Source organism: Paraburkholderia edwinii (assembly GCF_019428685.1).
Lineage (GTDB): Bacteria > Pseudomonadota > Gammaproteobacteria > Burkholderiales > Burkholderiaceae > Paraburkholderia > Paraburkholderia edwinii.
The window spans coordinates 215,452-230,040 of record NZ_CP080095.1 but is presented as its reverse complement, the minus strand read 5'-3'; the positions used below and the strand labels follow the sequence as shown (position 1 = coordinate 230,040).

7 protein-coding genes are annotated in these 14,589 nt (G+C 61.1%); 3 read left to right on the top strand and 4 right to left on the bottom strand.

Features of this window, described 5'->3' with window-relative positions:
* Positions 1-32: 32 nt before the first annotated feature.
* Together recB and recC are read right to left on the bottom strand one after the other, a co-directional pair.
* Positions 33-3,968 (bottom strand): exodeoxyribonuclease V subunit beta, encoded by a 3,936-nt coding sequence (recB, locus tag KZJ38_RS00985; protein WP_219798382.1) that lies wholly within the window; start codon positions 3,966-3,968, stop codon positions 33-35.
* 20 nt (positions 3,969-3,988) lie between these two features.
* On the bottom strand, positions 3,989-7,624 hold the full coding sequence (gene recC / locus KZJ38_RS00980; protein WP_246641596.1) for an exodeoxyribonuclease V subunit gamma: 3,636 nt from the start codon (positions 7,622-7,624) through the stop codon (positions 3,989-3,991).
* Between recC and KZJ38_RS00975 the strand changes: the two genes are divergently transcribed.
* Complete coding sequence (locus KZJ38_RS00975) at positions 7,572-8,525, top strand: LysE family translocator (protein WP_343223843.1); 954 nt, start codon at positions 7,572-7,574, stop codon at positions 8,523-8,525. The genes recC and KZJ38_RS00975 overlap by 53 nt on opposite strands.
* Here KZJ38_RS00975 and KZJ38_RS00970 read toward each other — a convergent pair.
* Positions 8,503-9,348 (bottom strand): AraC family transcriptional regulator, encoded by an 846-nt coding sequence (locus tag KZJ38_RS00970; protein ID WP_219798379.1) that lies wholly within the window; start codon positions 9,346-9,348, stop codon positions 8,503-8,505. The genes KZJ38_RS00975 and KZJ38_RS00970 overlap by 23 nt on opposite strands.
* 619 nt (positions 9,349-9,967) lie before the next feature.
* Between KZJ38_RS00970 and KZJ38_RS00965 the strand changes: the two genes are divergently transcribed.
* A complete protein-coding gene (locus KZJ38_RS00965) occupies positions 9,968-12,160 on the top strand; it encodes a M1 family metallopeptidase (RefSeq protein WP_219798378.1) in 2,193 nt (730 codons plus the stop codon).
* A 52-nt stretch (positions 12,161-12,212) separates the two neighbouring features.
* Here the strand turns inward: KZJ38_RS00965 and KZJ38_RS00960 are convergent, their stop codons facing one another.
* Positions 12,213-13,184 carry a LysR family transcriptional regulator gene (locus tag KZJ38_RS00960; protein ID WP_219798377.1) on the bottom strand — a complete coding sequence of 324 codons (972 nt, stop codon included), beginning with the start codon at positions 13,182-13,184 and terminating at the stop codon, positions 12,213-12,215.
* Positions 13,185-13,538: 354 nt separating this feature from the next.
* Here KZJ38_RS00960 and KZJ38_RS00955 point away from each other — a divergent pair, with 354 nt between their 5' ends.
* Complete coding sequence (locus KZJ38_RS00955; RefSeq protein WP_219798376.1) at positions 13,539-14,567, top strand: alpha/beta fold hydrolase; 1,029 nt, start codon at positions 13,539-13,541, stop codon at positions 14,565-14,567.
* Positions 14,568-14,589 lie beyond the last annotated feature (22 nt).

Genomic DNA, 14,589 nt, shown 5'->3' with positions numbered 1-14,589 from the left:
GCCAGTCCGGGAGTCAGTGACACGCCGTTTCGTCATGCAATATCTCCCGCCAGTTCTTCCCTGCCGACACTGTTCGCAAAGAGCGCATCCAGCCGCTCGATCAACTCACGCGGTGGCCGATCGACAAACACGCCCTGGCTTTCCGCATGACTACCGCGCAGAAACAGATACACCGCGCCACCGACATGTCGGTCATAGTCGTAATCCGGCAGACGCGTCTTCAACAACCGATGCAGCGCAAACAGATACAACACGTATTGCAGCTCATAGCGCGAATGCAGAATCTGCGCGCGCATCTTTGCGGTCGTGTATGCCGCATCATCGGGCCCGAGCCAGTTCGACTTATAGTCCGCGACATAAAAGCGGCCGTCATGCTCGAACACAAGATCGATAAACCCTTTGAGCATTCCATTGAGCTGCGCAGGCTCGAGTGCGGGACGCACCGCACCATCAAGCGTCATATCGCAGACCAGACGATCCAGCGTCTGCGCATCGACATCATGCGTAGCGACCCAAAACTCCATTTCGGGCACATACGTCTCTAACGCAGATAGCGTAACGGGCGCGATAACCGTCTTCGACATCGACGGAATTCGTAATGGCTCGCGCAGCAGCCTCAAAAGCCATTCGGTAAGCGGCTCAATCCAGCGAGCCCACCCGCGCACACTGCAGCGACGCGCAACGGTGTCCCGCACCATCTCACGGTTCTTGACGATTTCAGCAAAGCCCTCAGTCGCCGCCCACTCCATCAACTCGTGAATGAACGTTCCCGCATCCGCCCCACGCGGAAGCCCATGCAACGAGGAATCGACCTGCACATCCGCATAGTCGCCAGCCGCTTCGGTCCGTTGCCAGGCAGCCGCAGCATCAGCGAAATCATCCGGCGTTTCAGCACCCGCAAGTTCCTGATACACATCCTGACCCCGCGTATCCGGCGCCGGATGCTGCTCACCGGTGCCGGCCGCGGCGAGTGGACTAACGGCCGGCTCATGCGCCGAAACACCGCCAATCACCCCATCGACCTTACGCAAGCTCGAATAGCTCGCAATCCACCAATGCTCGCGCACGGCACGCGACAACGTCCGCGCCGCACCGCGCTCGGCCAGCGATTCGCGCGACGCGAAAAGCTCACTGCCGGCAGCCGGCGCCTCAGCCACGCAAATATCCGCGTGATCCAGACGCAGCTGCTCAAGCAACTGTCCCAGCTCATCCGGCACGATCGCTCTACCGCCAGAAAGCAGATATCCAAACGCGCTCAACTCGATGCCGGGGATCGGCGCAATCCCCACCCACGTCGCGTACCGCGCACGCGTAAGGGCCACATAAAGCTTGCGCAAATCTTCACCAAGCCGCTCGCGATCGACTTGCGGCAAGACGGATACATCATCTAGCGTCACTTTCAGCCGGCCTTCATCGTCATGCCACTTGAGCGGCATATCCGCCGCTTTCGCCGGCCGATAATTGCCCGCAAACGGCAGAAACACCAGCGGATATTCGAGGCCTTTCGATTTGTGAATCGTCACCACCTGCACGAGACCCGCATCGCTTTCGAGCCGGAGCTGTCGTGCATCGCCACCCGCACCACCGCCGGCCTGATCCGCCAGCTCTTCATCGACATAGCGAATCAACGCATGCTCGCCATCGAGCTGCGTGCTCGCCTGCTGCAGCAACTCGGCCAGATGCAGCAGATTCGTCAGCACGCGTTCGCCGTTCACCGGCGCGCCTGCCGTGCGTCCGATCAGCCTCTGCGGCACCTGAAAATCGTGCAGCAACTGACGCAGCATCGGCAGAACCCCCTTGTTGCGCCAACTGTCGCGATAGCCGCGGAATTGCATCACGCGCGTTTCCCAGGCGATTTCGTCATGCGTGAGCGCATCGAGATCGGTGAAATCGAGCCCGAGCGTCGCGGTCGCGAGTGCGGCGCGCACGAGGCGTCCGTCGTCGGGTTCTGCGCAGGCGGCAAGCCAATGACGCAACTCGACAGCCTGCTCGGTTTGAAACACCGAATCGCGATCGGAGAGATAGACGCTACGCACGCCGCGCTCGGCGAGCGCCGTGCGGATCGCACGCGCCTCTTCGCCGTTGTTGACGAGCACCGCCATATCCGCCGGTTGCAGCGGTTTTAAGCCTAGCGTGCCGCCGACGGCGCCGTCTTTCGCACCGGCACCGGCACCGGCGCTGTCGCTAACAAAGCCCGCTTTCTTCGCCTGCCCCAGATTCAACAACCGCACCATCTCCGACGCACAACCCGCAGCCATGCCGCGCATATACGCGTCCTTCGAAAGCGCTATACCGCTTTCCATCGGTGGCATCCACCACGCGGTCAGGGCCGCGGGCGAGTCGCCGTCCGCGATCCGCAACGTGTCACGGCGACCTGCTGCCTCGGCCGCCACAAACGGCAGCGGATTGTCTCCCGTCTCCGAATCACGAAACAGAAACGCGCCGGGACCGGCCGGCCGTTCCTCGGCCGCTTCAAAGCATCGGTTGACCGCGCTCACCATCGCGCGCGTCGACCGGAAGTTCTTCTTCAGCGTAAAGAGCCGCCCCGCGCACGCGCGACGCGCCGCGAGGTACGTATAGATGTCGGCGCCGCGAAACGCGTAGATCGCCTGTTTCGGATCACCGATCAGGATGATCGCGGTGTCGGCATGGTTCTCCTTGATTCGATAGACGCGATCGAAAATCTCATACTGTATCGGGTCCGTGTCCTGGAACTCGTCGATCAGCGCCACGGGATACTGCTTGCGGATGATGTCCGCGAGACGCTCACCGTTCGGCGAACGTAGCGCATCGCGTAGACGCGTCAGCAGATCGTCGAAGCCCATTTGCGAGCGCTTCTTTTCTTCAGCAGCGAAGCGTTGCGAGACCCAGTGCGCGGCGTGGCAGAGCAGGTCGTAGTAAGCGGTCGGTTGAGCGGCGAGGGCATCGCGCAGTGCTTCCATTGCGTCGAGCGCCGGATGAGAAGGCGGCTCACCGACTTTCCAGATCTCCGCGAGTCCGGCATGCGTGAGACGCGTCCATACGGCAGCCTTATCGTCGAAGGCGGGTCTGGCCATCAGCGGATCGGCAGCCCACGCACGCAGTTTTTCAAGCCACGTCTGACAGTTCGCGCGATTCAACTTCTGCGCGTTGAACTGCTTCTTGTCGCGCGCTTCATCGAGGATCGTTTGAAGCTCGTCGCACCATGACGTCCAGTTTTCTTTCAACCGCGCGAGGTGCGCGCGTTGCTTGTCGCGCGCTTCTTTTAGCGTCGATTCAGGCGCGTCAGCTTGCGGCAGCAGATCGGCATGAGCCAGCAATCTGCTCACGACGCGCTGCAAATCCAGCGGGCTCGCAAACCATTGACGCACATCGTGCGCTGACTCCGCATCGAGCGGCGTCAGAAACGTTCGCCAATAGTCGCGCACAACCTCGGCTTGCAGCGCGCTTTGATCGGTTTCGAGTGTCTGTGAAAACAGGCTGTCGCTGTCGAAAGCGTGTTCACTGAGCATGCGGTTGCACCAGCCGTGAATCGTCGACACGGCCGCTTCATCCATCCATTCGGCCGCCAGTTGCAGACGACGCGCGCAGCCAGGCCAGTGTTCGGGCGCGTATTCGGCGCGCAAGTCATGCAGCAGATCGGCGCCTGTTGAAAGCGCAGCGGCCTCGATCTCGACTTCGTCCGGGTCCGCACGAAAATATCCGGCCGCATCGACGAGCCGCGCGCGAATCCGCTCACGCAATTCCTTTGTCGCGGCATCGGTAAACGTCACGACAAGGATTTCCGGCGGCGTGAGCGCACGTATATCCTTAGCGTCCTCGCCGCCGCCGTGGCCGCCGGTGCCCGCATGCCCGAGCACAAGCCGCACATAAAGCATGGCGATCGTAAAAGTCTTACCCGTTCCCGCACTTGCTTCGATCAGACTGCTGCCGCGCAACGGAAACCGCAGTGGATCGAGCGCTGCGGCCGCTTCAGATGAAGTTGTCATGTTCACGTTCACATGCTCACTCATTGAGCGTCTCCATCATCTTTCGCGCCGTTTTTCTGCCTCGTCGACGACGGAATCGCAAGATGCAGCGGAAGCAGCAGTTCGACCGAGAGCCGCTCGAAATCGCCGCTCGCCGCGAGCGCATCGAAGTCCGGATATACGCGCCGCAAATAGGCGTTCATATCGCGCTCTCCCGATTGCCATGACGTGCCATCGTATGCCGCACGCGCCGCTTCGCGCGCTTGCGTCCGCTCGTCGGGAACCTCGGGCGACCACTTGCCGAGCCATGCAAATGCCGCATTGACCGCGAGCGGAAGCGGCCGGCGCATGCCTTCGTCCCACGCGCGAAGCAACGCGAGCAGATGCGCGCGGGCGGCCTCTTCGCTCAATGGCGCGAGCTCAATACTTCCGATCTTGCTGACCACAACCGTTGTTAGCGGCCCGACCGCGATTTGCGCGGCGAGATGCGTGACCCAGGGCGCTATCACCCTGTCGCGCCGATACTTGTTGTCTTTGATTAGCGCGCTCGCGTCGAGCGTCACGCGCCCCAACTCGCCATCCACATTCGTGCGAATGTCGCCGATCCAGTCGTCGATCGAACGGGCTCGTCCGTCGACCGTCTCTTCGACAATCAGCTCGTGCTGCTGTTCATCGAGCATCTGCGGCCAACGCACGAGTGCGATCCTGTAGCGCTCGAAAAGATCGGGCATCGGCTCCATCAGTTCGTCGCCGAGCAGTTCGCCGAATCCGCCTGTCGCCAGATCGCCGCTGCGGTGCATGCGCGCGAGGCGCGCTTGCGCAGCGGGAAGCAAATCGTCGTCGCCGCGTTCGAGTGCCGCGACCTGTGCGCGGATCAGCTCGTTTTGCAGTTGCCAGGACCTGAGGCCGTCGAGGTCGAACGGTTCGTCGTTTTCGCTCGCCATCACGTCGGTCTCGAAGGCGACGCGCAGACGTTGCCGGAAGAAGCTCTTCACTGGATCTCGCAAGAAATCGGCGAGCTCGCGTAACGACAACGGCTCGTCGCGTTCGAGCGGCGGCAGCAGCGTATCCGCGGAGGCCGTGGAAGAAGCGTGCTTCGTCGCACCCGCACCGATCGACGCCGCCGTCGACGCCGCACGCCATTCGCTCGCGAACGTGAACAGCTTCGACGACGATGCACGCGGATCAGGATCCGCCGGGAAGTAATCCGCGCTAAACGGCTGAAGCCTGTGAACGATTGTTAGTGCATGACCTAGCGCATGAGGATCACGGTCACTTTCGCTTTCCCCAGCAAGACGCCAGCCAGCCGACAAATGTTCAAGCAACTGCCCAACCAGCACCGACGGCGGCCGCGGCGTGTTGTCCGTGACGCTGCGCCCCACCCACGACACATGCAAATGCTCGCGCGCCGACAGCAGCGCTTCGAGGAACAGATAGCGGTCATCCTCGCGTCGCGACCGGTCGCCGGGACGATAGTTTTGCCGCATCAAATCGAAATCGAGCGGCGTGCGCGTGCGCGGATAATCGCCATCGTTCATCCCGAGCAGACAGACGCGGCGAAACGGAATCGCGCGCATCGGCATCAGCGTGGCAAACGTGACGGCGCCCGCGAAAAAGCGCTGCGACAGGCTGCCTTCTTCGAGCTGTGCCAGCCAGTGGTCCGCGACAATCGACAGCGGCAGTTCGCCGGTCAGCGCCGCGTCGACGCATGCGTCGCGCCATGCTTCCAAAGCGGCGTCGAGACGCCCGAGCGTGTATGCATCGTCGCTATCGATGGAAGCGAAGAATGTGTTCTTGAGTTCGCGCAAACGCGTGCACCATCCATCGACGGTAGCGGGCTCGCGCAAGGTCTTCCACGTGTGTTCGAGCGCATCGATCAGATGCGTGAGCGGCCCGAGCAACGCCGCATCGAGGCCGCCAATTTCAGCGTAAGGCTCGATTTCGCGCCATGCGTCCGACTTGTCGCCGACCGCGTAGCCGAGCATCATCCGGCGCAAACCGAAGGCCCAGGTATTCGGCGCATCGTCGTTGCCGGCCTTCGGCAAATCGAGACTCGCGCGCTGTTCGCCGTGCAATCCCCATCGGATATTCGCGCCGCCGATCCAGTTATGCAGCTTCGGCAGATCGTCTTCGGCGATATTGAAGCGTGCGCGCAATGCGGGCACTTCGAGCAGATCGAGCACATCGCTGACGGTCACGCGCGATTGCGGCAACGCGAGCAGCGTCTCGAGCGCGCCGAGCAGCGGATCGAAATCGCGCTGTCCACGGTCCGCGACGCTAAACGGGATATACCGAGGATCCTCCCGGTCGAGCAGACCGAACACCGCCTGAATGTGCGGCGCGTACGCTTCGATGTCGGGCACCATGACGATTATGTCGCGTGGACGCAGCGAGGGATCGTTAGCGAAGGCGGCGAGCAACTGGTCGTGCAGAATTTCGACTTCGCGCTGCGGACTGTGCGCGATATGAAAGCGGATCGAGTGGTCCTCGCGCGGATCGACCTCAGGCCAGATCTCGCCTGATTCTTTGAGCGGACGCAGATCGCGAATGTCGTCCTGCAGTTGTTGCAGCATCGTCGACGTGCTTTCGGCTTCAAACAGATCAATACGCTGGCCGATGTTCGCAAAGCGCGACGAATAGGCGTCGCGCGCGGAATCGCTATCGAATTCGTCGAGCAGGCCGATAAAGTCTCGCCCTTGCTTGCCCCATGCGGCGAGCAAAGGATGCGCATACAGGTGCAGTTGTTCTTCATCGACGATCGCCGGCGCGCCTTGACGCCGCTGCTGACGCGAGCGCTCGGCGCGCAACAGATCCTGATCGGCGACGATGTCGGCCCAATAGTGCGCACAAGGGTTATGCACGCACATCAGCACCTGCGTGAAGCGCGCGAGCGCGGCAAGCACCTCGAGCGACTGCCGCGGCAGGCTCGAGATGCCGAACACGATCACGCGTCGTGGCAGGCCTTTAGGCCGCTTTTCATCGGGCAACGCGGCGGCACGCTCGATAAATGCTTCGTGGACGGCCGCGCGGCCCGCCGTCGATGCATCGGCGCCTTTCTGCGCGGGCGGGTTCACGGTCACGTCATCGAGCAGCGCGCGCCAAAGCGCCGCCTGCCAGCGATGCTCGTCGGGCAGCGGAGCCTGCTTGTCGCGCGCATCGATGATCACGTCTTCGCCTGCGGCCCAGCGCGCAAGCCAATCCGCGCGATAGACCTGATACTGGTCAAACAGATCCGCGACGCGCTGCGCGAGCTGAAAGCGCTTGCGCTGATCGTCGTCGTGGGCCATGAAGCGCTTGAGCGGCGCGTAGTCGGGCTGGTCCAGCAGTTCCGGCAATAGGCGCGTGAGCCGCCAGACAAGGCGCGATTTATCGAACGGCGAGACGGCCGGCACGGCATCGGCGCCGAGCACCGCGCGATAGACCTGCCACAGAAAGCGCGCCGGCAACGAAAGATCGAGCGCGGCGGAAATGCCGCAACCGCCGTCGACCGCATCCGCCGCGAACGCGAGCTTCAGCCATTGCGCAATCCCATTGCTCTGCACGAGGATCACTTCGTTTTCGAGCGGCGCGAGCGGATATTGCTTGATCCATTCGATCATCAGGTCGCGCAGGCGCTCGGGCTGATTGCCGTGCACGAGCATCAGCCCGGCGGGTAGCGGTTGGGGTGTCAAGCTCAAACGAAGCTCCATCGATGATGGCATGTACTCGGTCGTCGCGAATGCGGTTGGCGAAAGAGGAGGCCTGTCGCGTATTTTGGGGAAGAAGCGGGACAGAGGGTGTCCGGGTGCTTGTTGCTCAATGATACAAGGACCGATTCGGGGCATCACAGCCGCCACTCGTGTCAATTTCTTCCAATCGTTTGCGCTGCACCTGGGCCAGCATATCGCTTTGTCGTGTTCGAACTATCAGCATCAAGGAATTTGCCGCAGCATGAGCCCCGCAACCAACGGCTTCCTTCTTTCCCTATCGCTATGCCTCGACATCGGTATCGTCAATATCGCGATGATGACGGTCGCGATGCAGCGCGGCTATTGGACGGGCTTCTGGCTCGGAATGGGCTCGTGTATTGGCGATTTGATCTACGCGATCCTCGCTTTGGCGGGAATGACGGCGTTATTGCAGTTTTCCGCGGTCAGATGGGGTATGTGGCTCGGCGGGACGGTGGTTCTTATCGTGCTCGCAGTAAAAATGGGGCTCAGCGCGTTCCGATCAGTTCGCTCGGCATCCAGCAGCAACGCTGAAATCAGCGGCACGCATTTTCAACAACTGTTAAAAGGCGCTTTGCTCGCGCTGTCCTCGCCCTCGGCGATTGTCTGGTTCGCCGCGGTCGGCGGCGCTTTGATCGCGCAATCGGGCATCCAGGGGTGGGAATCGACCGGCCGCTTTCTCGCGGGCTTTTTTGTCGCGGGCGTCGTGTGGACTTGCGCGGTATGCCTCGTCGCGAGACTGGGAGGAAAAGCCTTCGGCGTTAAGGCGTTGTCGGTCAGCTACTTCGCGTCCGCCGCGCTTTTCGCGTTCTTTGCGTGGCAGGTCGTATCGTCAGGCTATCGCACGCTCATTCTCGGTTTGCCGGTTTGATGAAACGCTCGGGCTCAGCAAACCGCAGCGGACTTACGCCGAGCACCTTCTTGAATGCATTGATGAAGTGGCTCTGGTCGAAAAAGCCCAGCTCGAACGCAACGTCTTGCACGCTGAAACCACGACGCAACCGGCTTCGGGCCTCGATCAATCGAAGCTGCATATGGTATCTGGCCGGCGTCATCCCCATCGCAGCCTTAAAGCTGCGGATCAGTTGATACTTGTTCACGCTCGCGACAGCGGATAGGGCGTCCAGCGTGGCCGGTGCAGAAAGATGCGATTTCATGTACTCGAGCGCCGGTCCCAATTCGCGAGCAGACAGCGCGGATCGACCAGCGCCGGCGTCGCTAACGTGGCCGTCCGACAGCAACAGCGCCGCTGCGAGTTCAATCATCGCTGCTTCAAACTCCACATTGCCGTTGTCTCGCATTGCCTGGTACGCGGCCAGAATGTGTTGATGCAAACTCGGACAGGAAAAGACGCCCTGCGTTAACTGCGGCGGCGATGAGCGGGACAGCCACCCGTTATCGTGTCCAATTCCCACAAGCGCGGCGCAATCGATATAAAGAGAAATGAACTCGGCGTCGCCTGCACCGGAATCGAAGCTCGAAGACTGCATCGCTTCGGGGTTATAGACGGTGACCATGCCTTCTGTTGCGCTCAGCTCCTTGCCGTCCAGACAGATGCTTTCGCATCCAGACAGATTGGCGCTGACGACATATTCGGCGTGTGTGTGAAGCGGGAAGGACGCGTGCGCGCCGGCGCGCACTCGCGCCAGCTCGACACCGTTAGACCGATAGAACTCTTCCATTGCAAGCGTCATAAGTCTGCTCGAGCGTGTCCCGTGCGTGCACCATCGAAGATGTGGGTCAAAGCATATCAACGAACTTTTTTGGGACGGGTGATTTGTTCGAAGAGGGATGGACGTGCTCGTGCGATGAATGCGATGGCAGGGCACGCCAATCACACCAAATCCCCCGAATCAATGCGTAATTCCATTTACCATTCCGCAATGCAATTCAAATAAATCCACTCCGAATTGCGCCGATTTAAGTCGCATATCGTAAAGAATTAGAGAAATAATTTGTAACTAATCGTTGACACGCTAACGTTTGCCCAACTAATCTACCGCAATCGTAAGCTGGTAGTTATCAGAGCATAAGCGCGTAAGGGTTCGCACGCGCCCATAACCGGCATACGAGCCTACAGGCACGCAGCGTTCGCGGCGTGCTGAGCCGTCACGTCGTAGCAATTCTAGAGTTCAACGTTTCAAAAGCATTGATATCGGTGATTAAAGGCCGAGGATCGTATTCGCCTTTAAATGCCGATTTTTCATTCGCCATCAGGCGCGTGAGGGAGACTTTTTTCCGATTTTTATTAAATAACAAAAAGACAAAGAAAGTTCACATTTCAAAGTAGTTCTTTTCGGACAGGGACGAACAATGCGTACACATTTTCGGTTAAAGATGGAGTGCTTGCTGCTAGCGGGCACACTGGCGCTGAGTGCATGTGGAGGAGACGACAGCGGCGGCATTGCGTCGAATAGCTCGCAGCAGGTAAGCGGCGCCGCGGCCCCGAACGCCGCGTCGCAGCCTGCTCTGCCGGCGCCGGCGGCGCCCGTCGCCGCCGACAAGACGATCAAGAAAACCGTGAAGCCGGTCGAGCTGCCCGACACCGTGCAGCCGGTCAACTACCGGCTCTGGTTCCGCCCGAACCCCGCGCTGTCCACGTTCGACGGCCGCGCGGACGTCGATATCCAGGTGAAAAAGAAGGTCAACTTCATCGAAGTGGCGGGCCACCGCATCAAGTTCGTGAACGGCAAGACCGTGCTGCAGCCCGGCAATATCGAGCTGATCGCCACGCCGCAAGACGACGGCGACTTCTACCAGTTGCGCCCCGCGAGCGGCCAGATTCCCGCCGGCGAATACTCGCTGCATATGGAGTGGTCGGGCATCATCAACTTCAAGACCTACGACGACCCCGCGACCGAAACCGGCGGCAGCTGCGGCGACGATAAGTACCCCGGCTGCTCCGCGGCGGAAGGCGTGTTTCGCGTCGACCTGAAGGCAACCGACGGTTCGACGAGCGGCGCAATCCTCACGCAGGGCGAAAGCAACCTCGCGCGGCAATGGTTCCCCGGCTGGGACGAGCCCGCGTTCCGGCCGACCTACGAAGTGTCGGCGGAGGTGCCGCAGAACTGGCGCGTCGTGTCGAACGCAGCGGAACTGCCGTCCGTCAACGTCGATAGCGGCTACAAGCGCGTGTCGTTCGAAAAGACGCCGCCGATGCCGTCGTATCTGCTGTTCTTCGGCGGTGGCCAGTTCGACGCGCTCGAAGACGACTTCGCAAACCCGCTCGCGAACGGCAAGAACCTGCATCTGCGCATCTTCACGCCGCCCGGCATGCGCGACTGGGCCGTGCCCGCGATGCAACAAACGAAGCAGGCGCTCGACTTCTACTATCGCTACACGGGCATCTCGCTGCCGCTGTCCAAGTTCGACACGGTTGCCGCCAATGATGCGTTCAAGGCGCAGAAGGACCTGAATTTCGGCGGCATGGAGAACTGGGGCGCCATTCTCGAATTCGCCGATGACATCCTGCCGCCCCCCGGCACACCGATGTCCGACTACGGCGTTACGGTGCTCACGCACGAAGCCGCGCACCAGTGGTTCGGCGACCTCGTCACGCTCGACTGGTGGGACGACGTCTGGATGAACGAATCGTTCGCGACGTTCTTCGAGAACAAGACGAAGATCCTGTTCTTCCCGGAGCGCTTTGCCTGGGTCGACGAAGTGCGAACGAAGTACGCGGTCATGTCGCGTGATCTCGGCGCCAACGCGTTCCCGGTTCAGCCGAACTTCAATGACTGGGCATCGAACGACTTCGTGCTGAGCGCAAGTCCGTTCACGTACGACAAAGGCGGCATCGTGCTGAAGATGCTCGAGAACTACCTGGGCGAAGGCGTGATGCGCAAAGGGCTGCAGTCGTACCTGACCGACTATTCGTTCGGCAACACGACGCCCAAGCGCCTGTGGAACGAGCTAACGAAGGCGAGTGGCCAGCAGATGGGGGATATCGGCGATAGCTTCGTCCGTCAAACGGGTGTCCCGCTGATCACACTCGATACGCAGTGCGACCTGACCAGCAATCAGACAGTCGTTTCGCTGAAGCAGGCGCCGTATCCGAACAAGAACCAGTATCCGGGTATTCAATGGACGGTGCCGATGACGCTCGCGTATGGCGACGGTCTCATGCGGCGCAAGACCGTCGCGCTGAAGGACACGCAGATGCAGGTTCGCCTGAACGGCTGCTCGGCTGTCGTTGCGGACCCGAGCGGACTCGACTACTACGTGACGAACTATGGCGATAACGCGTGGAGTCAGCTGCTCGCGCAAAGCAGCGCGTTGACCACCGACCCGGTGCTGCTGACGAACCTGCAGATGGAAGCGAAGATGCTCGTGAATTCGGGCCTCGCGAATCCGACGCGCGCGACGACGATCGGTTCGATCACGCCGCCTGCATCATCGGCGACCGCCCGCAGCCTGATGCTGAAGGTGCCGCAAGCACAACCGCAGGTACAACGTCCGCTGCTGCGCTACCAGGGCAAGCTGAAGCCGCGTAGCCAGACCGAGTAAAGCGTAGTTAATATGTGCAGGTAATACATGTAGGTAGCCGCCGTCCCGATCCTCATGCACGACTGTGCGGATCGGGACGGCGGCGCGTTTTCGTGCGGCCGCCGCTTTGTCCGCGCGCGGCAAACACCGGCAGCTTTTGCTCAATCCACCTGATCAACTCCAACGGCCCTGCCGCAAGCGGCCGTCCTTCCTTGACGATCAATCGTGCGTGCGTCCCCTGAAACAGCGGATGCTTGATCGGCAGCGTCATCAGTTCACCGCTGGCAATCTCGCGGTATGCCGCGAACTCCCCAATCAACGTGATGAACTCGCCCGCCATCACGACGCGTTTCAGCGCGGTGAGCGAGTTAGTCGCGAGCGTCGGCCGAAGCTCGATGTTCTCCGCGACCTCCAGCATGTTCACGACATGCCCGATCCCGAACGTAGACGGCATCACCGCAAGCGGCCACGCGCGCAAATCCGCGACGGTCGCCGCGCGCTTCTGCAGCGCGAGCGGATGATCGCGGCGCAACAGTAAGACCACCGGCTGCGCCGAACTCGCCCGATATGCGATCTGCGGATGCGGCGGCGGATTGTAGGCAAGCCCGAGATGGGCGCGGCTCTCCGCGACCTCTTCGATAATCGCGTCGACGGCGAGCATATGCATGCCGATATCGAGCTTCGGATAGCGCGCGCAAAACGGGCTTAGCACTTCGTCGACGAGCGTATCGACGAACCCCTCGCTAACGACGATGTCGATATGCCCCGTCTGCAGCCCTTTCAACGCATGCAACTGATCTTCGAGCTTTTCCTGTTGCGACCGGTACCCCTGCCAGAACTCGAGCAGATGAGCGGCGGCTTCGGTCGGACGCACACCGCGCGCTTGCCGCTCAAACAGCAGCGTGCCGAGCTCTTCCTCGAGCAGCCTGATCTGTCGCGTGATCACCGATGGCGACGTGTTCAGATTATCGGCCGCGCCGCGAATCGTGCCGTGCGTCAGGACCTCGTTGAAATACCGCAGCCGTTGCTGATTGATCTCTCGCATCGAACCTCCCCGAATTCAAGTTCAAATCTTCGGCTATTGTGCGCTGCGTTGCTTACAAAGCAACGATATGTGAACTTTGTTGCTCTTGCTAGCGATGGTATGGGCTGCGAAGATGCATGCTCTAGCGGCGACGGCCAGTTTCGGATGGGTTTGTGTCGGAAGATTGCGCGGATACATTGGGAAATAAACCGGGCGTTTCTTTCGGCTATAACCGCAACATTTCTGCCACCGATCGAATGATCTTCAGCGATCATCGAACCGGTCCTGGCGAGCAGCTGATTCTTTAACGAAGTCCAGGACGCGCCGCCCGATGCACACGGCGTCTCTCCAACAAATGCTATAAGAGGAATGGTCATGTCCGATACCGTGAATGTTCGCCGCCGCCGGCTGCTCGGCACCACGCTCGCAGGCTTGAGCCTGCTGGAACTGGGCCTTGGCGATTTCGCTCACGCCGCGCAACCGAAGCACACGGCTGCGAGCAATGCGTCGTTCGATTCGATCCAGCAGATCGACGCAGGTGTGCTGAACATCGGCTACGTGGACGCCGGTCCGAAGGACGGTCCCGTCGTGTTCCTGCTGCACGGCTGGCCGTACGACATCTACAGCTTTGTCGACGTCGCGCCGATTCTCACGGCGCACGGCTATCGCGTGATCATTCCGTATCTGCGCGGCTACGGCACGACGCGCTTCCTGTCGGCCGATACGCCGCGCAACGGTCAGCAGGCGGTGGTCGCGGTCGACATCATCGCGTTGATGGACGCGCTCAAGATCGATCAGGCCGTGTTCGCCGGCTACGACTGGGGCGGCCGCACGTGCGACGTCATCGCGGCGCTGTGGCCGGAACGTTGCAAGGCGCTCGTTTCGGTGAGCGGCTATCTGATCGGCAGCCAGGAAGCGAACCGCAAGCCGCTTCCCCCGAAGGCCGAACTCGCGTGGTGGTATCAGTTCTACTTCACAACCGAGCGCGGCCAGGCGGGCTACGCGGCGAACACGCACGATTTCAACAAGCTGATCTGGCAACTGGCGTCGCCGAAGTGGCGCTTCAGCGATGCGACGTACGACCGCTCGGCGAAGGCATTCGACAATCCGGACCACGTCGCCATCGTGATTCACAACTACCGCTGGCGTCTGGGCCTCGCGCAGGGCGAGGCGAAATACGACGACCTCGAAAAGCGCCTCGCGGCCTTCCCGACCATCTCCGTGCCGACCATCACGATGGAAGGCGACGCGAACGGCGCGCCGCATCCGGAGCCGTCCGCGTACGCGAAGAAGTTCACGGGCAAATATCAGCACCGCACGATTAGCGGCGGCATCGGGCACAACCTGCCGCAAGAAGCGCCGAAAGCGTTTGCCGATGCGATTTTGCAGGTGCAGCATCTGTGACGGCGTGAGGTGAGCCACAGTG